Origin of the sequence: Bradyrhizobium sp. 21 (assembly GCF_023073335.1) — a bacterium.
Lineage (GTDB): Bacteria > Pseudomonadota > Alphaproteobacteria > Rhizobiales > Xanthobacteraceae > Bradyrhizobium.
In genome coordinates, this window is sequence record NZ_JADPJG010000012.1 from 288,571 (window position 1) to 307,450 (window position 18,880).

Here is an 18,880-nt window from a genome sequence, read left to right on the forward strand (position 1 = left end):
CCGACATCCGTTCACACTTGGGCCGGACGTCTCGCGAGCGCCGACTGTCCGCGACAGACATATCCGGGCCTGCCGCAGCGCAACCAACGGAGGACTCAACCATGCCCACGAGCGAGAAGGATCACGTCTACAAGATCCTGGAACTGGTCGGATCGTCCGAGACCTCGATCGAGGATGCGATCAAGAACGCGATCAGCCGCGCCGCCAAGACCATTCGCGAGATGAAATGGTTCGAGGTGGTGCAGACGCGCGGGCACATCGAGAATGGCGCTGTGCGGCACTATCAAGTGACTCTGCGCGTCGGCTTCACGCTGGCTGAGTGAGGCGACCCCGCCAGCCGCAGCCTGCGCGCGAAGTTACGTGGTTAACATCCTCCGACGATAACCCGTCGAACATCGATGATGTCTTCCGGCCGAATACGAAGTTCGCACAATCCGCGCGGATGTTGCAACAGGCCGTTAAGGCCAAAATGAGAGGTTTGCGCCGAAAACGGAGCAAGCCTGATGACCACGGGCCGCGAACTCGGAAAGACGCGCCTCCCGCACTGGGCGGCGGGTTTTGTCGTGCTGACCTGCTTCGCCATCCTGGGCTTGAGCGGCTGGCGCGAATGGGAAACGCGCAACACCGAACTCAGAAACGCCGAGATCGACGTCGCCAATCTCGCGCATTCGCTGGTCCAGCATGCGGACGACACGTTCGAGCTTGTCGATACGGTCCTCATCGGGCTGGTCCATCGGCTCGAAATCGACGGGACGGGTCCGGACACGATTGCCAAGCTTCAGGCCTATCTGCCGACACGCAAATCATCGGACCGCATCCGTGGCATCTTCGTCTACGACGCGACCGGGCGATGGCTTGCCACGACCGAACACGTCGACTTCTCCAAGCTCAACAACAGCGACCGCGAATATTTTCAGCACCATCGCGACTCCCAGGACAAAGGCACGCTGATCGGACGCCCTGTCAAGAGCCGCGCCGGGGGCCAATGGATCATCACCGCGTCCCGCCGGATCAACGATGCTGACGGCGGCTTCGCCGGCGTTGCCCTGCTCACGATCGACGTCAGCTATTTCGTCAAGTTCTACGAGCGGTTCGACATCGGTCAGAACGGCTCGGCGTCGCTGCTCAACACTAGCGGCATCATGCTGGCGCGCAGCCGCGACGAGAGCGGCGCCTTTGTCGGACGCGATCTGTCGAGTACGCCCTTGTTTAAGGGTTGGGACAGCCGGCCCGCCGCGGCAGTCTACTATTTCAAGTCGCCGCTCGATGGCGTGCAGCGGTTGAGCTACTACCAGCGCAGCACCCGCTATCCCCTGATGGCACTCGCGAGCAAGTCGCAGGACGACGTGCTGGCGCCCTGGCGGCGCGCGGCGGCCATGCGCACGACCTTCGTCGTCGGCCTCGTGCTGCTGATCGCGGTGATCGGCTCCCACCTGGTCCGTCAGCTCATGCAGCGTCAGCGCATGGCCCAGGCCCTCGTCGCCAAGGAAGCAAATTTCCGCCTATTGGCCGAGCAATCCAGCGACATGGTGACCCGGATCGGGCTGGATAATCGGCTGCTCTACGTCTCGCCCTCGTGCGTGCGCATCACCGGCTGGTCCGCCGACGAACTGCTGGCCACGTCCGCCCTCGCCGGCATTCACGCCGACGATATGGAACGCGTCGAGCAGGCCATTGCCGCGCTGAAGAATGGCGAGGCCGAGGAGGCGAGGTTCGTCTATCGCCAGCGCCATCGCGACAAGGGCGAGGTCTGGGTCGAGGCGGCGCTGCACGTGACCCTGGCGTCGGACAGCGGCGAGATCGACGGCGTCGTCGCGGTCGTGCGCGACATGACCGAACAGAAGGACCTTCAGGACAAGCTCGCTTCGCTTGCAACGACCGACGGCCTGACCGGACTCGCCAACCGGCGCGCGTTCGACGAGCGCCTCGCGGAGGAATGGGCGCGTGCCCGGCGCGACGGCACGCAGCTCTCGCTTCTGCTGATCGACGTCGATCATTTCAAGAAGTTCAACGACCATTACGGGCATTTGGCGGGCGATGGTTGCCTGCGTGCGCTGGGCCGGATTCTGTCCGCCCAAGCCAGGCGCCCGGCCGACCTCGTGGCGCGCTACGGCGGCGAGGAATTCGCCGTGCTATTGCCGAACACCGGTCCGGAGGGCTGCGCCGAGGTCGGCGAAGGGATACGCCAGGCGCTGCACGATCTCGCCATGCTGCATGCGCAAAATCCGCCCTCCCGCCTGGTGACTGCAAGCGTTGGCGCCGCGACGAGCCTTCCGTCCCAAAACACGACGGACAGTAGCACGCTGGTCGCCGCCTCCGATCGCGCGCTCTATGCCGCAAAGGACAGCGGCCGGGACCGGCTGGTGATGTCGGGACAGGTTGTGCCCTGGCCCGCGAAGAGCGCGTGACGGGAAGCGACCGCTCACTGGGCGAAGCGAATGAACGCCGCGTCAAGCGATATCTGCCGTACCCCTCTCCCTCAGGCGAGATGGCACGCCACGAAATGCCCGCCGGCGCCTTCCTTCAACTCCGGCGCGCTTTCCGAGCAGCGCGGCTGGGCGATGGGACAGCGGGTATGGAAGTGGCAGCCCGACGGCGGCTTCATCGGGCTCGGCACGTCGCCCTTGAGGCGAATGCGCTCACGCTTGAGTTTTGGATCAGGCACCGGCACCGCTGATAATAGCGCCCTGGTGTAGGGATGCTGCGGGTTGCGGTAGAGGTCGCTGGCCTTGGCGAGCTCGACGATACGGCCGAGATACATCACCGCGACGCGATCGGAGATGTGCTCGACCACCGACAAATCGTGCGCGACGAAGAGATAGGTGAGGTTCAGCTCGGCCTGGAGATCTTCCAGCAGGTTGATGACCTGGGCCTGGATCGAGACGTCGAGCGCGGACACCGGCTCGTCGCAGACGATCAGCTTCGGCTCGACCGCGAGCGCACGCGCGATCACGATACGCTGGCGCTGGCCGCCGGAGAATTCGTGCGGGTAGCGGCGCATATGCTCGGCCTTGAGGCCGACCTTCACGAGCAGGCTCGCGATACGTTCCTCGCGCTCCTTCGCCGATGACCCAAGCTTGTGGATGATCAAGGCTTCGCCGAGGATCGCGCCGATCGTCATGCGCGGGTTGAGCGAGGCGAACGGGTCCTGGAACACGAGCTGCATGTTCCGCCGCATCGCGCGCAAATCGGTGCCGCTGAGCTCGCGCACGTCCTGCCCGTCGAACACGACCTCGCCGTCGGTCGGCTCGATCAGGCGCAGCACGCAACGTCCCGTCGTCGACTTGCCGCAGCCGGATTCGCCGACCAGACCGAGCGTTTCGCCACGGTTGACCGAGAACGAGACTCCATCGACGGCGTAAACGCTGCCGACCTGGCGCGACAACAGGCCGCCGAGCACGGGAAAATATTTCTTCAGGCCGCTGACGCGCAGCAAGGGTTCGCTCATGCTGCACCTTCCAACTGCGCATCTCCCAAATGACAGGCCATGCGGTGGCCGGGCGCGATCTGGCGCAGCAGCGGCTCCTTCTCCGTGCAGACGCTCATGGCGTGGCGACAACGCGGGGCGAAGCGGCAACCGACCGGCGGATTGATCAGGATCGGCACCGAGCCGGGGATCGATTCGAGCCGCATCTTGTGCTCGGCAGCGAGATCGATGCGCGGGATCGAGCGGATAAGTCCTTGTGTATAGGGATGGCCGGGATTGCTGAAGAGGTCGTCGACATCAGCCTCCTCCACCACCTTGCCGGCATACATCACGACGACCCGCTGCGCGGTCTCGGCGACCACGCCCATCGCATGGGTGATCAGCATCACCGCCATGCCGAAGCGCTCCTTCATGTCCTGGAGCAGGTCGAGGATCTGCGCCTGGATGGTGACGTCGAGCGCGGTGGTGGGCTCGTCGGCGATGATCAGCTTCGGCTTGCAGGCGAGCGCCATCGCGATCATCACGCGCTGGCGCATGCCGCCGGAGAACTGGTGCGGATAGTTGTGCACGCGGCCTTCGGCGTTCGGGATCTGCACCAGTTTCAACATCTCGATGGTGCGCTCAAGCGCTTGCTTTCTGGTGACGTTCTCGTGGCGGCGCAGGCTCTCGGCGATCTGCTCGCCGATCGTCAGGACCGGGTTGAGCGAGGTCATCGGCTCCTGGAAGATGAAGCCGATCTCCTTGGCGCGGATCTCGTCGAGCTGGTTGCTCGTCAGCGGCACCAGATCGCGGCCCTCGAAGATGATCTCGCCCGCCGCGATACGGCCCGGCGGCATCGCGATCAGCTTGAGGATCGACATCGCGGTGACCGTCTTGCCGCAGCCGGATTCGCCGACGACGCAGAGCGTCTCGCCTCGGTTGATGGAGATGTCGACGCCGTCGACGGCCTGGAGGATGCCGTCGTCGGTGGAGAAGTGGGTTTTCAGTCCCTTGATCTCGAGCAGCGGCGCCATCAGATCACCCGTCGCGCATCGAGCGCGTCACGCAGGCCGTCGCCGATGAAGTTGATGGCGACCACCGCGATGAAGATCGCGCCGCCCGGAAACAGGGCCCAATGCGGGCCGATGTCGAGGAAGTCCTTGGCATCATAGAGCAGCCGGCCCCAGGTCGGCGTATCCGGTGGAAATCCGAGACCGAGGAAGGACAGCGTCGATTCCGCGATGATGGCGGCGGCGACGTCGATGGTGCCGGCGATGATCACGGGGCCGAGCGCATTGGGCAGGATATGGCGCACCACCTGCCGCACCGGGCTCGCTCCGAGCGCGCGCGCAGCCTCGACGAACTCCTTCTCGCGGATCGACAGGAATTGCGCGCGAACGAGGCGCGCGACCGGCATCCAGCGCAAGCCGCCGATCACGAGCACGATCAGGATGAAAATGCCGCCCTCGGGACCGAACGCGGCCTTCAGCCCGTCGCGGAAGAGATAAATCAGCAGCAGCAGCAGCGGCAATTGCGGCAACGACAAAAACAGATCGGTGAGCCACATCAGCCCATGACCGAGCGCGCCGCGCGACATGCCGGCGAGCGAGCCGATCAGCACGCCGACAAAGACCGAGACCAGCATCGCGGCGAGGCCGACCGCGAGCGATATCCGCCCGCCATAGATCATGCGGGCGAGGATGTCCTGTCCGAGATCGTCGGTGCCGAAGGGATGGGCCAGCGACGGCCCCTGCATGCCCGCCACGATATCGATGTCGTCGATCTTGACCCGCCAGACGAAGGGACCGGCCACCACCGCCAGGATCAGAACGAGAAGCAGGAACGCGCTGACCACGGCAAGCCTGTGGCGGCTAAAGCGCCGCCACGTCTCGCGCCAGGGCGAGTAGACGCGCCGCTCAGCGGAGGGAGATGCGAGGGTCAAGCCAGCCATAAAGGACGTCCGCGATGAGATTGAACAGCACGACGAGGCACGCAAAGACGAAGGTGACGGCCATCACCACCGGCGTGTCGTTGGAAAGGATGGAGGAGATCAGCAGCGAGCCGATGCCGGGGATGCGGAATATCTGCTCGGTGACGATGGCGCCGCCGAACACCGCGGGCATCTGCAACGCGATCAGCGTCACGACCGGGATCATGGCGTTGCGCATGACGTGCTTGACGATGACCTTGGCCTGGCCGAGACCCTTGGCGCGCGCCGTGGTGACGTAATCGAGCCTGATGACGTCGAGCATCGCCGAGCGCACGAAACGGGTCATCGACGCCGCCTGGAACAGGCCGAGCACCGCGACCGGCATGATCGCCTGACGGATCATCTCCAGCACCCAGCGAATGCCGGTGCCCTTGATGTCGGTCGTGTAGACGAAAGGCAGCCAGTCCAGCGTGACCGAGAAGATCAGGATGAACAGGATGCCGGTGAAGAAGGTCGGCAGCGAGAAGCCGACGAAGGCGAGCGTGTTGGCGACCTGGTCGAACAGAGAATAGGGTTTCGTCGCCGCATAGACCCCGACCGGGATCGCGATCAGGAGTGCCAGGATCTGCGCCGAGCCGATCACGTACAGCGTAGCCGGCAGGCGCTGCAGGATGAGCGTGTCCACGTTCATCCGGCTGACGAAGGAGAAACCCCAGTCGCCGTGCAGCATGGCGTTGAGCCAGTGCACGTAGCGAAGATAGATCGGATCGTCGAGGCCGAACTTCGCCCGAAGCGCGAGAGCGACTTCGGCCGGCACGTTTGGATTGGTCGCCAGCTCCGAGAAGGGATCGCCCGGGGCGAGTGCGAGCACGACGAACAGCACGAGCGAAATTCCGAGCAGGCTCGGAATCGCGATCAGGAGGCGACGCAGGACATACTGACTCATGAGGGAGGACCCGCTCTAGGCGTGCGTGATCATTCCTCGCGGTACCAGTCGAAGATGTTGTCGGATTCATTGGCCCAGCCGGAAATGACGGGCCGCAGATTATTGGCAGCCGCCTCCACCTTCAGGCGGTGCTGCACGGGGATGAACACCGTGTCCTGGAACATGATATCGTTGGCCTTGATATAGTGAGCCGCACGCTTGACCGGATCCATCTCGCCTTCCGCGGCTTGGATCGTCGCGTCGTAGTCCTTGTTGACCCAGCGAGGGAAGTTCGTGCCCTGCCACTTGTTCTCCTTCGTGGAGACGTTGGTCGACATATAGCGGCGCATGTGCTGGGACGGATCCGGCTGGCTCAGCGGGATCTGGAACATCTCGATATCGGCGTAGAAATGCGCATAGGTGTCGGGGTTTGCGACGTCGGAGGAGAAGAACACGGACGCCACAACCGACTTTAGCTCGACGTCGATGCCAGCCTTCTGGCAGGCCTGCTTGACGATCGCCTGGGTCTTCTGGCGCGGGCCGTTGATCGAGGTCTGGTAGACGAGCTTCAGCTTCTTGCCATCCTTCTCGCGGATGCCGTCGGCGCCCGGCTTCCAGCCGGCATCATCCAGCATCTTCGAGGCCTTCTCGACGCTGAACTCCCACGAGGTGTTCTTGGACACGAATTTTTCCGGCCCATTGAGGAAGTTGGCGGTGGTGCGGCCGGCGCGGCCGTAGATCGCCTTCTTGACCGACTCGCGATCGATCAGCAGCGAGAGCGCCTTGCGAACTGCCGGATCGGAAAACAGCGGATGCTTGGTCTTCATCGAGGAGCGTTCGCCATCGACCTCGGTGTTGGGATCGGTGAAGTTCAGTGCGATGAACTCGGTGTCGCCACCGACCGCGTAGACGGTCCTTCCCTTGCCGCCCTTCTCCAGGCGCAGCAGCACATCGTCCTCGACCTGAATGTTCCAGCCGAAATCATACTCGCCGGTCTGGATCACCGCGCGCGCGGCAGAGACGGCATCGCCGCCGCCCTTCATCTCGATCGAATCGAAATAGGGGCGGTTCGCCATGTGATAGTCGGGATTGATCACGCCGCGAATGAGATCGCCCGGCTTGAACTCGACGAACTTGTAGGGGCCGGTGCCGACCGGCGAGAGGTTGGTCGGCGCATCCCGCGATTTGGACCCCGTATAGTCCTTGAACAGATGTTTCGGGATGATGGTATTGGGAGCCCCGACAAAGGCGTCGGCCCAGAACGGCGTCGGCTTGTTGAAGAGGATGCGGACCGTGAGGTCGTCCACCTTCTCGACCGTGATGTCGCGGAGCGTCGCGATCGTCAGCGCGGAGGTCGCCGGATCCTTGGCGTATTCCCAGTTGAACACGACATCGTCGGCTGTGAACGGCGTGCCGTCATGCCATTTGACGCCCGGCTTGAGCTTCCAGGTCACCGACTTGCCGTCGGCGGCGAGGCCGCCGTTCTGGATTGAGGGAATTTCGGCGGCGAGAACCAGCTTCATGTTGCCGTCGGGATCCCAACAGGCGAGCGGCTCGTAGAACAGGCGCGCGCCGTCCTGGTCCTTGGTGCCGGTGGCGAAATGCGGATTGAGCAGGGTCGGCCCCTGCCACCACAACAGCTTGAGCGCACCACCGCCGCCGCGCTTTGTCGGCTTGTAGGTCGAGGCCCCTTCAGCCATGGCGACGCCGCCAAGCGCGAGGATCTGGTTGGCCAAAGGCGCGGTGAGACCCACCGCAGCCAGGCGCTGAATGAAGGCGCGGCGATCCATCCGCCCGTCCTTCACGTCACCGATCATCGAACGCAGTTCTTTATCCAGCATGGTTGTCCCCCTGTCTGGTTCCCGTATGGATGCAGGCGATCGCGCCGAGGCGACCGCCGGGCTTGGCTGGCGGTAGATGGCACACCGAATGGGGCGCCCGTCAACTGCGACCGTATGTATGCAAACGGTCTTCTGACTGTCTGTTGGGCAAAACCATATTCCGCAGCCCATACGTTCGGCAATCCGGCATCAAAACACGCCAGATTCCGCGCTGCACTGCAGAAAATTTGTTCGCCGGATCAGACGAAGTATCGAGGCGAAATTCTACGCCACGGACATGTCGAGCGGCGGCGCGACGTGGTCCGGCAGCGGACAGACGTAAGGCGTCTTGGCGGTCCGCTTCGCGAGGTCAGCCTTGGCGGCCTTGATCAGATCCGGGTCCGTCAACGCCTTGATGCCGATGCCGGCCATCGCCTTGGCGGCCTGCACCATGGCCTTGTGCGCATGCGCGCTCTTGCCCTGCGCCACCACCTGCCAGGTGTGGAAGGGCGTGCCGATTGCAACCGTGGGTGCGTGAACCTGCACGGTCGGCACCACCCAGCTCACGTCGCCGACGTCGGTCGAGCCGACCAGCGGGTTGCGCTTGGCATCGAGCGGCACCAGGAAGTCGGCCAGCGGCCGATCGGTCTGCTCCATGCCGATCGCGTAATAGACCGACTCGATATCCTTGTCGCTCAGCGTCGCGCGGATCTGGCTGGCAAAACCCTTGTCCGCTTCGTCGAAATGCGGCGGTCCAAGCTCTTCCATGACCCGATGCAGCGCCTGCTCCAGCGGCGTGTTCGGCAGAATGTTGGAGACCGCGGAGATGATCTTCATCTCGACCTTGGTCTCGGTCATCAACGCCGCGCCGTCCGCGATCTTGCTCACGCGCCCGACCAGCTCGTTCATGCCGGGGAGATCACGGGCGCGGATCGAGTAGCGCACGCGCGCATGCGCCTGCACCACGTTGGGGGCGATGCCGCCGGTGTCGAGCAGCGCGTAATGCACGCGCGCGTCGCTCGGCATGTGTTCGCGCATGTAGTTCACACCGACATTCATCAGCTCCACCGCGTCGAGCGCGGAGCGGCCGAGATGCGGCGAGGCGGCCGCATGCGAGGTGCGGCCGGTGAAGATGAAGTCGGCGCGCGTGTTGGCGAGCGACGGCGTCACCGCGACTTCCCAGAAGCTGTGCGGATGCCAGGTGATGGCGATGTCGGCATCCTCGAACGCGCCGGAGCGCACCATGAAGGCTTTTGCCGCGCCGCCTTCCTCTGCAGGGCAGCCGTAATAGCGCACGCGGCCGGGCACCTTGTTCTCGGCGAGCCAGTCCTTCACCGCGGTCGCGGCGAGGAGAGCTGCGGAACCGAGCAGATTATGACCGCAGCCATGGCCATGGCCGCCGGTCTCGACCGGACGATGCTCCGCGACGCCCGCCTCCTGGCTGAGGCCCGGCAACGCGTCATATTCGCCCATGAAGGCAATGACCGGGCCGCCCTCGCCCCATTCGCCCATCACCGCTGTCGGGATGCCCGCGACGTTCTCGGTGATGCGGAAACCCTGATGGCGCAGCTCGGCGAGATGTTCTGCGGCTGACCGCGCCTCGGTGTAGCACACCTCCGGCATGCCCCAGACCTTGTCGCTGAGGTCGATGAAACGTGCCTTGATCGTGTCAATGCCACGCCAGATGTCGCTGCGGTTGTCCATGCTTCGGTCCGTGATCCCTGGGTCAAACGAAGCGGCAATGGTTAGCAGCTTCATTGTACCGCGCCTAGCACCTCGCCGGACAGCAGCCATGCGGCCAATGCCGGAGGCCAACTTTGTCGACCGTGCATGAACCGTTCCCGTGCCGTTCGAAGATTTCACACGGCGTTCTCCGGAATTGTTGGGGGACGAGGCTTTCAAGATGGCCTCCTCCAGCCTAAATTATGCGTGCTTCGCGCGTCGTCCGCAGCATCGGCGGAGCGATGCTCTCAGCCAGGAGAACTCCATGCCCGCCCTGACCGAATGGAGAGTGCCGCCGGCCAATCAACCGCGGGCCAGCGATTACGGCTTCGATCTCGACCGTGCGCTCGCCTCCGTCGTCGGCCTGCATGCCATCATCCCGCCGGACGCCTTCAGCGCCGAGACGCTGGGCACCGAACGCGCCGGCAACGGCGTCGTGATCGACGACGGGCTGGTGCTCACCATCGGTTATCTCATCACCGAAGCAGAGTCCGTGTGGCTCCACGTTGGCGACGGGCGTGTGGTGGAAGGACATGTGCTCGGCTTCGATGCCGTCACCGGCTTTGGCCTGGTGCAGGCGCTCGGCCAGCTCGACGTCGAGCCCCTGCCGCTCGGCGTCTCGGCCGAGACCCGGCTCGGCGATCGCGTCGTCGTCGGCGGCGCCGGCGGGCGCACGCGCTCGGTCGCGAGCCAGATCGTGGCCAAGCAGGAATTCGCCGGCTATTGGGAATATCTGCTGGACGAGGCCGTCTTCACCTATCCCGCGCACCCGAACTGGGGCGGCACGGCGCTCCTCAACGAACGCGGCGAGCTGATCGGCATCGGCTCGCTCCAGCTCGAACGCGAGCGCGACGGCAAGGCCGAGCACGTCAACATGATCGTGCCGATCGATTTGCTGAAACCGATCCTGGACGATTTGCGCAAGTTCGGTCGCGTCAACAAGCCTTCACGGCCGTGGCTCGGACTCTTTTCGACAGAGATCGACAACCGCGTGGTGGTGATCGGGATCTCCGCCAACGGTCCGGCCGCCCGTGCCGAACTCAAGACCGGCGACGTCATTCTCGCCGTGGACGGCGACAAGGTCACGAGCCAGACCGCCTTCTACAAGAAGCTGTGGGGGCTGGGAGCAGCCGGCGTCGACGTGCCGCTGACGGTACATCATGAAGGCGTCACCTTCGACGTCACGGTGACCTCGACCGATCGCTTCAAGCTCTTGAAGGCGCCGAAGCTGCACTGACAAACCGGACTGAAGCAAGGAAGCGACGATGAGCGAGGCCGTCGTTGACGACATCGTGGCCGTGCTACCGCCGCTGCTCAATGCGCTGGAAGCACTCGGCTTCTTCGCGCGGCATCTGCATCCGCCTGCCTTTGCCTCGATGATGAATGCGATCGGCACGCCGGACGAGGCGCTGCAAACGGCGCGCGCGGCAATCGGCGACTGGCCGGAACAGTTCACCGGACTGCGCGAGCAACTCGATCGTGCCTGCGACGAGACGCTCGCCGCCTTTGCCGGCATCCGCGAGGTCGAGCGTGGCAATGGCGATCTCATCGCGGTCTTTCGCGCGCTGCGCCATGTGCCGCGCGCGCAGGAGGCGCTGTATCCACTGGCGGCTCAATTTCCGCCGGTGAGCAGCTTCTTCCTCAACGCCGCCAATCGCGAGAATGCCGGCCTATTGTCGCGGCTGGAAGCCGGCGCGGGCGAGCACACCGGCATCGTCCACGATCACAACGAGCCCGGCAGTCGCGGCGGCTTTTCGCTCTACGTGCCTGAATATTACACGCCCGACCGCGCCATGCCGCTGGTGATGGCGCTGCATGGGGGCAGCGGCAACGGCCGCGGCTTTCTGTGGAGCTGGCTGCGTGACGCCCGCAGCCTGGGTGCGATCCTGGTGGCACCGACCGCGACCGGCCCGACCTGGGCGTTGATGGGTGACGACGCCGACACGCCCAACCTCATGCGCATTCTCGAAACCGTGCGCAGCCGCTGGACCATCGACGCCTCGCGCATGCTGCTCACAGGCATGAGCGACGGCGGTACCTTCTGCTACGTCACCGGGCTGGACGGCGCCTCGCCCTTCACGCATCTCGCGCCGGTGTCGGCGACCTTCCATCCGTTGATGGCGGAGATGGCCGACGCCACGCGCCTGCAGCGCCTGCCGATCTTCATCACCCACGGCAAGCTCGACTGGATGTTTCCGGTTCAGACCGCGCGACAGACCCAGGCCACCCTCTCCGCCGCCGGCGCCGACGTCACCTATCGCGAGATCGACGACCTCAGCCACACTTATCCGCGAGAGATCAACGCCGAATTGCTGCATTGGCTGAATGGAAAATGAACAACCTCTCCTTACCTGCGCCGCACTGCCGCGGAACCATCACTCCGGGCCGACGTTATCGCCCGTCACCGGAGGTTCGCAAATGCAGACGTTTTTCGGAATGATCTTGGGTGCCCTGCTGCTCGGCTGCGGCGTGTACGTCTATGACTCCATGCAGACGTCGTCGGTCGCCAATGGCGAGGTCGCGACCACCAATCGCACTATCGTGAACTGGGATGTCGCCAAGGCCGACTGGGACGCGCTGCGCGATCGCGCGCACAAGGACTGGGTCCGGATCTCGTCGAAGTAACAAAGCCGTATCATGAACAAGGCGCCGTCGCGAGTCCGCGGCGGCGCCTTTGTGTTGCGCGCACCGAATGCGTCAGTTCATCTTGGCCTTGCGGGCGTCGGCGATGACCTGCTCGAACTCGTTCATGCTGAGCACGCCGGGCACGCGGTACTTGCCGACGATAAAGGACGGGGTGCCGCGGAAGCCGAAGGCTTCGGCCTGCTCGTTGTTGCGCTTGAGAAGGGCATCGATGTCCGAGCCATGGTCGGTGAGATCGCGCTTCAGTCGGTCCATGTCGACGCCGGCGGCCGCGAGCAGCTCGTTGATGCGGGGCTCGGTCAGGCGCGAGCTGACGCCCATCATGGCATCATGGGCCTTGTGGTACTTGTCCTGGTATTTCGCCGCGAGCGCGATCCGCGCCGCGGTGACCGAGACCGGCCCGAGGATCGGCCAGTCCTTCATCACCAGCCTGACCTTGCCGTCGTCCTGGACGACCTGGCGCAACTCGGGCTCGAGCTTGCGGCAATAGGGGCAATTGTAGTCGGACCATTCGACGATGGAGATATTGCCGTCGGGATTGCCGGCGACGGGAGTATCGGGATCGCGCAGCACCCTGGTTTCGGTCAGGACCTCGTCCTCGCCGGCCGCCGCCAGCGCCGAGGTGATCGCGCCCGTCGCGAGCGCGCCGGCTCCGATCAGCGTCAATGCCGCGCGCCGCGTCGGCACGAGGTCCTTCTTGTTCCTGAATCCAGCCATATCTCGTCCCGTTTCGGTCCCATCTCCGTCGATACGGTTCGAGACCCGGAATTGTTACAGGTCATATAGAGTGTCGCGACGGCGATGTCATCGCACCAGCAGCGTGACCGCCAAGGGTACCAGGAACGACGTCACCAAAGCGTTCAGGCTCATGGCGATGCCGGAAAAGACCCCGGCAATCTCGTCGACCTGAAACGCCCGTGCGGTGCCGATACCGTGCGCCGCCAGACCTGCCGCAAACCCGCGTGCCCGGTAATCGGTGACCCCGGTACGATTCATCAGCGGCGTCACGATGATCGCGCCCATGATGCCGGTGAGAATCACGGCGACCGCCGCGAGCGAGGGATCGGCGTGCAGGGATTCGGCGATCCCCATGGCAACGCCGGCCGTGACGGATTTCGGCGCCAGCGACAGCACCACGTCGCGCGGCAGGCCGGCGAGCTCGGCCAGCAACACGACCGACACCACCGCCGTGACCGAACCTGCGACCAGCGCCACCAGCATCGGCACGATGGAGGCAACCACCCGCTTGCGATTCTCATAAAGCGGCACGGCCAGCGCAACAGTGGCGGGCCCCAGCAGGAAGTGCACGAACTGCGCGCCGGCGAAATAGGTCGTGTAGGAAGTCCCGGTCGCGAGCAGGAACGCGCCGATGATCCACATCGCGTGCAGCACAGGATTGGCCACCGGATGGCGCCGCGTCGCCAGCGATACCGCATCCGTGGTCGCATAGACCAGCAGCGTCACGGTCAGCCAGAGCAGCGGCGACTGCGAGAGATAGACCCAGAGCGAGAACGGATTGTCGCTCATCGCACGTCCTGTTGCCTCAACAGGCGGCTGACGAAGCGGAAGCTCAGCACGGTCGCGAGCAGCGTGACAACCACCGAGAGCGCCAGCACCAGGACGATGGCGATGCCGTGGGATGCGAGCAGGTCGAGCTTCTGCACGATACCGACCCCGGCCGGCACGAACAGCAGCGACAAATGTGCCAGCAAACCCTTGCTGGCCGTCTCCACGCCGTCGTTGCGGAGCGGCCCGCGCGCGAGACGGGAAAAACGGTCTCGGGCCAGCAGCAGGATCAGGAGCAGCAGCAGGCCGAGCACGGGTCCGGGCAATAGCAGGCCGAGGCCGCGCACGACGGCTTCGCCGATCAACTGGCAGAGCAGGATGAGGCCGAGACTGGCAAGCATGACGCTCGCATCAAGAGATGCGCCGGCAGGCTTGTCAATCGCCGCATTATGCGCGGGCTGCGGTCCGCGCTTGCGGGGCAGCAGAGCGAGGCAGCATCGCCATCAGCGTCCCGGTCATGGTCGCGATCAGCGTGGTCTTGCCCTCGTGTTCGGCAAAGGCCCTGGCCTCACAGAAGGTCAGCGTGCGGCCCGGCTTGACGACCTCGGCCTCGAAGACGAAGCGCGTGCCCCGGGCCGGCGCCAGCAGCGTGGTCTTGAACTCCACGGTGAGGATGTCGGCCTCGCGCGGCATCAGGGTGAAGGCGGCCACGCCGCAGGCATTGTCGAGTCCCGCGGTGATGATGCCGGCGTGGACAAAACCATTCTGCTGCGTGAAGGCCGGCGAATACAGCATCGCAAGCTCGGCTTCGCCTGGCCCAAGGCGGACGATCACGATGCCGAGCGTGCGCATCGCCGGCTGGCCCTCGAACATGGCAATGGTCGCCGTGCGATAGCCGGGATTCTTCGGCTCGAATGCGGTCATCGCTCAGACGGATAGACCGTGCCGCGATAAGTCGCCTCCTGCACCATCGCCGCTCCTCCCTGGCCCGTTCTGCCTTTTGATTGTTGATACGGTAGCGTATCAGCCGCCTTCCGCGTTAGCAATACGGCACCGTATCAAGAACTGGCGAGGCTTCCTGCATGAGCGACGGCAAGGGCGATGTCTGGGTCGAGGCGGGGTTCACCGAACTCGCCCGATCGGGGGTCGAGGGGGTGCGGGTCGAGGTGCTCGCCAAGAACCTGGGCGTCACCAAGGGCGGCTTCTACCGCCGCTTCGCCGACCGTGCCGCGCTGCTCGGTGTCATGCTGGAGCGCTGGCGCGAGGGACGCTCAACGACGATCGCGCAGCAGACCAGCCTCGACGGCCAAGCGCCCCGCGAGCGGCTGAAGGCGGTGATCCAGCTCTATTCCGAGCGGGTCAATCCGGAAGGGATGGCGATCGAGCTTGCGATCCGGCAATGGGCCCGCTCGGACGAGGACGCCGCTGCAGCGGTGGCGAGCGTGGACGCGGCGCGGCTGAAGCACGTCGCCGAGCTCTATCGCGCCACCGGCCTCGAGGCCGAGGCGGCCGAAGCGCAGGCCTTTCTGTTCTATTGCTTCATCTTCGGCCAGAGCCTGCTGTTCGTCGAGCGCGGCCCGCGCAAGCGGTCGCAGCTCGTGGCGAAATCGGCCGAGAAGCTACTGGATTAAAGCAAGAGGCCGGGGCTCTGCCCCGGCCTCGCGCATCGTCTTGAAGCTTCAGGCGGCGCCCTTCAGCTTCTTGTTGCATTCGCTGTAATAGCCGCCGCCCTTCTCGATCCACTTCATGCCGCCATTGCCGTTGGTGGTCTTGTTGGCGTTGTACTGGTCGACGCAGGTGTGGAGGCGCGCCTTGCCGGCGGTCTCCTTGGCATATTTCGCATCGACCGCATTCGGGAAGACGGCGTTGCCCATCGGCATGGTCGGTGCCGGGGCGGCAGCGGGGGCCGCGTCCTTCTTCGCGGCCGCCTTCGGCTCGGCGGGAGCGGCGGGCGCAGCAGGAGCAGCCGCGGTCGGCGCAGCAGCCGGCGTTGCATCCGCACCGCACTGGGCCTTGCGGAAGTCATTCCACTTCGTGGTGCCGAGCGAGCCGTCCTTCTTGGCGGCCTGATATTTCGCGCTGCACTCCTGCGAGGTCAGCGCCTGCGCCGGCGCGGTGGCCATCAACGCGGCAACACCCGACACCGCAATCGCACACAACAATCTTGTCTGAATGGTCATCCTGAGGTCTCCTCCTTGGTCTTCCCCGACGGAAGTGAAACGAGGATTGCTATCCTAGCTTGCCGCCGGCTCGGGACAAGGAGCGATGGCTTCTGCCGCCAAAATATAGTGATCCCTCCCGTTCAGATTATTCATGTCGCGTTCAGCAACGCGAGCCGACGTTCCCAACCCTTCGCAATTCTCGCAAGATGAGTGCAACATCATGACCTTCACCTCTCGCCTCACCGTCGTCGCCCTCGCCTCCCTGCTCGCCACCGGAGCCGCTTTCGCCCAGACTGCGGCCCCGGCAGCCAAGACCGATACCAAGACCACGACCGCCGCCCCCACCGACAAGAAAACGCCGAAAGAGCACACGGCCGAGTCGCTCGAATGCTCCAAGCAGGCCGACGCCAAGGCTCTCAAGGGCAAGGAGCGCAAGAAATTCCGCCGCGAATGCATGAAGGAAGCCAAGGCCGGCACCGCTGCCCCCGCTCCGGCCTCAGCCGACAAGAAGTAGCCGCGGACATTTTGGGCTTCATCCTCCTTCGGACTCGGGGGAGGATGAAGCCGATGATTGAACAGGTACGGGCCAGGGGGTCGAATGTCCGGATGGAAGAGGATTCGCCTGCTCGGTGTTGTAGTTGCCGTGAGTGTCGCCGGCGCAGCAGTCGCTCAGGTCGAACCGAACTCTCCTTCTTCTCTTGCGCTGGAATGTTCAAGGCAGGCCGATGCCCGTGGACTGCACGGGCCCGAACGGAGCGCATTTCGCAAGAGCTGCAAGACCGGAGCGACGGCGCCCGCCACGCATTCGGTGACGCCCCGGGAGCAGGACACCGCCGCGACGAAACGCGAGAGCCGGCCGCCCCAACAGACACCGCTTCCCCTCACGCCCCGACAGACGGAATCCGAACATCGCGTCGCGCTGGTGCTGGGCAATTCCACATACAAAAATGTGCCCTCGTTGCCCAATCCCGAGCGTGACGCTGCCGAGGTTGCCGACGCGCTCAGGGCGACGGGCTTCGAAAAAGTCACGCTGCGGACCAATCTCGGCCGCGATCAACTCATCCAGGCGCTGCGCACTTTTGCCACACAAGCCGAGAGGGCCGACTGGTCCGTGATCTATTATGCAGGTCACGGCATAGAAGTTGGCGGGGTCAACTACCTCATCCCCGTCGACGCGACGATCGGTTCGGATCGCGACATGTCGTTCGAAGCAATTGCGCTCGATCAGGTCCTCAACGTTGCGGAACGGGCCAGGAAGTTGCGGCTGGTCGTTCTGGATGCATGCCGGAACAACCCGTTCGCCGCCCGCATGAAGCGAACATTGTCCGTCGCCTCGCGCTCGGTCTCCCGCGGGCTGGCGCCGATCGAACCCGACGCCGGGACGCTGGTCGTGTTCGCGGCCAAGGACGGCGAAGTGGCGCTCGATGGAGACGGCGCCCACAGCCCGTTCACCACCGCGTTCGTCAAGGACATTCGGGTGCCGGGGCTCGAGGTCCGGCGGCTGTTCGATACGGTCCGCGACGACGTGATCGAGATGACCGGCGGCAAGCAGAAGCCGTTCAGCTACGGCTCCGTATCCGGCCGACAGGATTTCTATTTCGTTCAGAAATAGTCGGGACGCATTGCGGCATGACGAGCTTGCAATTGTGCGCCTCTCGCCGATTTGCAATAAGGTGGCGTGAAGCAAATCACCGCCTCCCTGACGTTCGAATGGCCGAGCCGTGCCGAGCTATTGAGCACGGCGGAAACGCTGGTCATCGGCACCGCCGGCGGCTTGATGTTTCTGCTTGCCGGCCTTCCCGGCGGGCTGATCTCGGGCGCGATGATCGCGGTCGGAATTGCCGCGATCGCCGGACGCAAGCTGATGCTGCCGCCGATCCTGACCCAGACCGTTTTGGTGCTGCTCGGCATTTCACTGGGGTCGGTCGTCTCGCGCCATCTGCTTCAGCAGGTCAGCGCCTATCCGCTCACCATCGGCCTGCTCGCGCTCGCGACCTTCTGCTCGACCTTCGGATCGAGCTATTACCTCCAGCGCGTCCACGGCTGGGACCGCACCTCGGCCTTCCTCGCCGGCAGCCCCGGCGCGCTGTCGCAGATCACGATTCTGGCGGTCGAGCGCGGCGCCGATTTGCCGGGCATCGCGGTGGTGCAGACCATGCGCGTCATCATCCTCACCGCGGCGCTGCCGATGGTGCTGGCGTTCGCCGGCGTCGCGCCCTCCGTCGCGCCGTCGCTGACGACCACGATCGCCTCGCCGCTCGACCTCGTCGAGCTGGTCGCGGCCTCGCTGGCCGCGGCGCTCCTCTTGCGGCTGATCAAGTTTCCGGCGAGCTGGATGTTCGGCGCGATGATCGGCTCGAGCGTGCTGCATGGCGCAGGCTGGGTCGAGGGCGGCCTGCCGGACTGGGTGCGCGGCGTGGCGCTGGTCGGCATCGGCGCCCTGATCGGCAGCCGCTTCGCGCGGATGCAGATCAAGACGCTCGCCGGTCACATCAACGCGGCGCTCGGTTCGTTTGCTGTCGCCATCGCCGTCTCCGCGATCTTCGTCGGCATCGTGGCACTCACCACACAGGTGAAATTCTCCGACGTCGTGGTCGCCTACGCGCCGGGCGCGATGGACGCCATGCTGGCGCTGGCGCTGACGCTGCACATCGACCCGATCTTCGTCGGCGCACATCACCTCTCGCGTTTCGTCTTCGTGACGATCGCGACGCCGGGCATCGTGCACCTGTTCGGGCGCACGCAGGACGATGTGGATGATTGAAG

General features: G+C 64.7%; 20 protein-coding genes. 9 read left to right on the forward strand and 11 right to left on the reverse strand.

Translation table 11 applies throughout. From position 1 onward, the window contains the following. Positions 1–101 precede the first annotated feature (101 nt). Positions 102–323: a dodecin gene (locus IVB31_RS15220; protein WP_247323454.1), complete on the forward strand. Its 222-nt coding sequence runs from the start codon at positions 102–104 to the stop codon at positions 321–323. Positions 324–503: 180 nt separating this feature from the next. Beyond that, on the forward strand, positions 504–2,408 hold the full coding sequence (locus IVB31_RS15225) for a diguanylate cyclase (protein ID WP_247323473.1): 1,905 nt from the start codon (positions 504–506) through the stop codon (positions 2,406–2,408). Between the two features lie 71 nt (positions 2,409–2,479). Here IVB31_RS15225 and IVB31_RS15230 read toward each other — a convergent pair whose 3' ends face one another. The 6 genes from IVB31_RS15230 to IVB31_RS15255 form a co-directional block, all read right to left on the reverse strand. Next, positions 2,480–3,448 carry a dipeptide ABC transporter ATP-binding protein gene (locus IVB31_RS15230; protein ID WP_247323476.1) on the reverse strand — a complete coding sequence of 323 codons (969 nt, stop codon included), beginning with the start codon at positions 3,446–3,448 and terminating at the stop codon, positions 2,480–2,482. After that, on the reverse strand, positions 3,445–4,440 hold the full coding sequence (locus tag IVB31_RS15235) for an ABC transporter ATP-binding protein (protein ID WP_247323477.1): 996 nt from the start codon (positions 4,438–4,440) through the stop codon (positions 3,445–3,447). The genes IVB31_RS15230 and IVB31_RS15235 overlap by 4 nt, the downstream gene beginning before the upstream one ends. After that, complete coding sequence (locus tag IVB31_RS15240) at positions 4,440–5,357, reverse strand: ABC transporter permease (protein ID WP_247323479.1); 918 nt, start codon at positions 5,355–5,357, stop codon at positions 4,440–4,442. Before IVB31_RS15240 ends, IVB31_RS15235 begins: the two co-directional genes overlap by 1 nt. Further along, positions 5,323–6,282, reverse strand: coding sequence for an ABC transporter permease (locus IVB31_RS15245; protein ID WP_247323481.1), 960 nt, complete (start codon positions 6,280–6,282; stop codon positions 5,323–5,325). The genes IVB31_RS15240 and IVB31_RS15245 overlap by 35 nt, the downstream gene beginning before the upstream one ends. A gap of 29 nt (positions 6,283–6,311) precedes the next feature. Then, complete coding sequence (locus IVB31_RS15250; RefSeq protein ID WP_247323486.1) at positions 6,312–8,102, reverse strand: peptide ABC transporter substrate-binding protein; 1,791 nt, start codon at positions 8,100–8,102, stop codon at positions 6,312–6,314. A gap of 264 nt (positions 8,103–8,366) precedes the next feature. Continuing rightward, a complete protein-coding gene (locus tag IVB31_RS15255) occupies positions 8,367–9,785 on the reverse strand; it encodes a M20 family metallopeptidase (RefSeq protein WP_247323487.1) in 1,419 nt (472 codons plus the stop codon). 283 nt (positions 9,786–10,068) lie between these two features. Between IVB31_RS15255 and IVB31_RS15260 the strand changes: the two genes are divergently transcribed. From IVB31_RS15260 to IVB31_RS15270, 3 genes are all read left to right on the forward strand, one after another. Further along, positions 10,069–11,040 (forward strand): S1C family serine protease, encoded by a 972-nt coding sequence (locus IVB31_RS15260; protein ID WP_247323492.1) that lies wholly within the window; start codon positions 10,069–10,071, stop codon positions 11,038–11,040. A gap of 28 nt (positions 11,041–11,068) precedes the next feature. Then, positions 11,069–12,139: a phospholipase gene (locus IVB31_RS15265; RefSeq protein WP_247323493.1), complete on the forward strand. Its 1,071-nt coding sequence runs from the start codon at positions 11,069–11,071 to the stop codon at positions 12,137–12,139. Positions 12,140–12,221: 82 nt separating this feature from the next. Then, complete coding sequence (locus IVB31_RS15270) at positions 12,222–12,428, forward strand: hypothetical protein (protein ID WP_028159206.1); 207 nt, start codon at positions 12,222–12,224, stop codon at positions 12,426–12,428. Positions 12,429–12,500: 72 nt separating this feature from the next. On the opposite strand, the gene IVB31_RS15275 is transcribed toward IVB31_RS15270, so the two are convergent. From IVB31_RS15275 to IVB31_RS15290, 4 genes are all read right to left on the reverse strand, one after another. After that, the gene (locus tag IVB31_RS15275) at positions 12,501–13,163 is read right to left on the reverse strand and encodes a DsbA family protein (protein ID WP_247323494.1); all 663 of its coding nucleotides are present in this window, start codon (positions 13,161–13,163) and stop codon (positions 12,501–12,503) included. Positions 13,164–13,250: 87 nt separating this feature from the next. Continuing rightward, complete coding sequence (locus tag IVB31_RS15280) at positions 13,251–13,973, reverse strand: LrgB family protein (RefSeq protein ID WP_247323495.1); 723 nt, start codon at positions 13,971–13,973, stop codon at positions 13,251–13,253. Next, complete coding sequence (locus tag IVB31_RS15285) at positions 13,970–14,353, reverse strand: CidA/LrgA family protein (RefSeq protein ID WP_247323496.1); 384 nt, start codon at positions 14,351–14,353, stop codon at positions 13,970–13,972. The genes IVB31_RS15280 and IVB31_RS15285 overlap by 4 nt, the downstream gene beginning before the upstream one ends. Before the next feature lie 46 nt (positions 14,354–14,399). Continuing rightward, entirely contained in the window at positions 14,400–14,876 is a 477-nt protein-coding gene (locus tag IVB31_RS15290) for a PaaI family thioesterase (RefSeq protein ID WP_247323497.1), read from the reverse strand. Between the two features lie 158 nt (positions 14,877–15,034). On the opposite strand from IVB31_RS15290, the gene IVB31_RS15295 reads away from it, so the two are divergent. Beyond that, entirely contained in the window at positions 15,035–15,583 is a 549-nt protein-coding gene (locus tag IVB31_RS15295) for a TetR/AcrR family transcriptional regulator (RefSeq protein WP_247323498.1), read from the forward strand. Between the two features lie 48 nt (positions 15,584–15,631). Here the strand turns inward: IVB31_RS15295 and IVB31_RS15300 are convergent, their stop codons facing one another. Beyond that, positions 15,632–16,132: a hypothetical protein gene (locus IVB31_RS15300; RefSeq protein ID WP_247323499.1), complete on the reverse strand. Its 501-nt coding sequence runs from the start codon at positions 16,130–16,132 to the stop codon at positions 15,632–15,634. A gap of 202 nt (positions 16,133–16,334) precedes the next feature. Here IVB31_RS15300 and IVB31_RS15305 point away from each other — a divergent pair, with 202 nt between their 5' ends. The 3 genes from IVB31_RS15305 (at position 16,335) to IVB31_RS15315 (ending at position 18,878) form a co-directional block, all read left to right on the forward strand. Further along, positions 16,335–16,628 carry a PsiF family protein gene (locus IVB31_RS15305; protein ID WP_247323500.1) on the forward strand — a complete coding sequence of 98 codons (294 nt, stop codon included), beginning with the start codon at positions 16,335–16,337 and terminating at the stop codon, positions 16,626–16,628. An 84-nt stretch (positions 16,629–16,712) separates the two neighbouring features. Further along, on the forward strand, positions 16,713–17,726 hold the full coding sequence (locus tag IVB31_RS15310; RefSeq protein WP_247323502.1) for a caspase family protein: 1,014 nt from the start codon (positions 16,713–16,715) through the stop codon (positions 17,724–17,726). A 66-nt stretch (positions 17,727–17,792) separates the two neighbouring features. After that, positions 17,793–18,878, forward strand: a complete 1,086-nt coding sequence (locus tag IVB31_RS15315) for an AbrB family transcriptional regulator (protein ID WP_247323505.1) — start codon at positions 17,793–17,795, stop codon at positions 18,876–18,878. Positions 18,879–18,880: the final 2 nt, after the last annotated feature.

Bases quoted from the DNA above. Each gene is read 5' to 3' on its own strand.
- IVB31_RS15220 (WP_247323454.1), top strand. From the start codon at position 102: ATGCCCACGAGCGAGAAGGATCACGTCTACAAGATCCTGGAACTGGTC.
- IVB31_RS15225 (WP_247323473.1), top strand. From the start codon at position 504: ATGACCACGGGCCGCGAACTCGGAAAGACGCGCCTCCCGCACTGGGCG.
- IVB31_RS15230 (WP_247323476.1), bottom strand. From the start codon at position 3,448: ATGAGCGAACCCTTGCTGCGCGTCAGCGGCCTGAAGAAATATTTTCCC.
- IVB31_RS15235 (WP_247323477.1), bottom strand. From the start codon at position 4,440: ATGGCGCCGCTGCTCGAGATCAAGGGACTGAAAACCCACTTCTCCACC.
- IVB31_RS15240 (WP_247323479.1), bottom strand. From the start codon at position 5,357: ATGGCTGGCTTGACCCTCGCATCTCCCTCCGCTGAGCGGCGCGTCTAC.
- IVB31_RS15245 (WP_247323481.1), bottom strand. From the start codon at position 6,282: ATGAGTCAGTATGTCCTGCGTCGCCTCCTGATCGCGATTCCGAGCCTG.
- IVB31_RS15250 (WP_247323486.1), bottom strand. From the start codon at position 8,102: ATGCTGGATAAAGAACTGCGTTCGATGATCGGTGACGTGAAGGACGGG.
- IVB31_RS15255 (WP_247323487.1), bottom strand. From the start codon at position 9,785: ATGGACAACCGCAGCGACATCTGGCGTGGCATTGACACGATCAAGGCA.
- IVB31_RS15260 (WP_247323492.1), top strand. From the start codon at position 10,069: ATGCCCGCCCTGACCGAATGGAGAGTGCCGCCGGCCAATCAACCGCGG.
- IVB31_RS15265 (WP_247323493.1), top strand. From the start codon at position 11,069: ATGAGCGAGGCCGTCGTTGACGACATCGTGGCCGTGCTACCGCCGCTG.
- IVB31_RS15270 (WP_028159206.1), top strand. From the start codon at position 12,222: ATGCAGACGTTTTTCGGAATGATCTTGGGTGCCCTGCTGCTCGGCTGC.
- IVB31_RS15275 (WP_247323494.1), bottom strand. From the start codon at position 13,163: ATGGCTGGATTCAGGAACAAGAAGGACCTCGTGCCGACGCGGCGCGCG.
- IVB31_RS15280 (WP_247323495.1), bottom strand. From the start codon at position 13,973: ATGAGCGACAATCCGTTCTCGCTCTGGGTCTATCTCTCGCAGTCGCCG.
- IVB31_RS15285 (WP_247323496.1), bottom strand. From the start codon at position 14,353: ATGCTTGCCAGTCTCGGCCTCATCCTGCTCTGCCAGTTGATCGGCGAA.
- IVB31_RS15290 (WP_247323497.1), bottom strand. From the start codon at position 14,876: ATGACCGCATTCGAGCCGAAGAATCCCGGCTATCGCACGGCGACCATT.
- IVB31_RS15295 (WP_247323498.1), top strand. From the start codon at position 15,035: ATGAGCGACGGCAAGGGCGATGTCTGGGTCGAGGCGGGGTTCACCGAA.
- IVB31_RS15300 (WP_247323499.1), bottom strand. From the start codon at position 16,132: ATGACCATTCAGACAAGATTGTTGTGTGCGATTGCGGTGTCGGGTGTT.
- IVB31_RS15305 (WP_247323500.1), top strand. From the start codon at position 16,335: ATGACCTTCACCTCTCGCCTCACCGTCGTCGCCCTCGCCTCCCTGCTC.
- IVB31_RS15310 (WP_247323502.1), top strand. From the start codon at position 16,713: ATGTCCGGATGGAAGAGGATTCGCCTGCTCGGTGTTGTAGTTGCCGTG.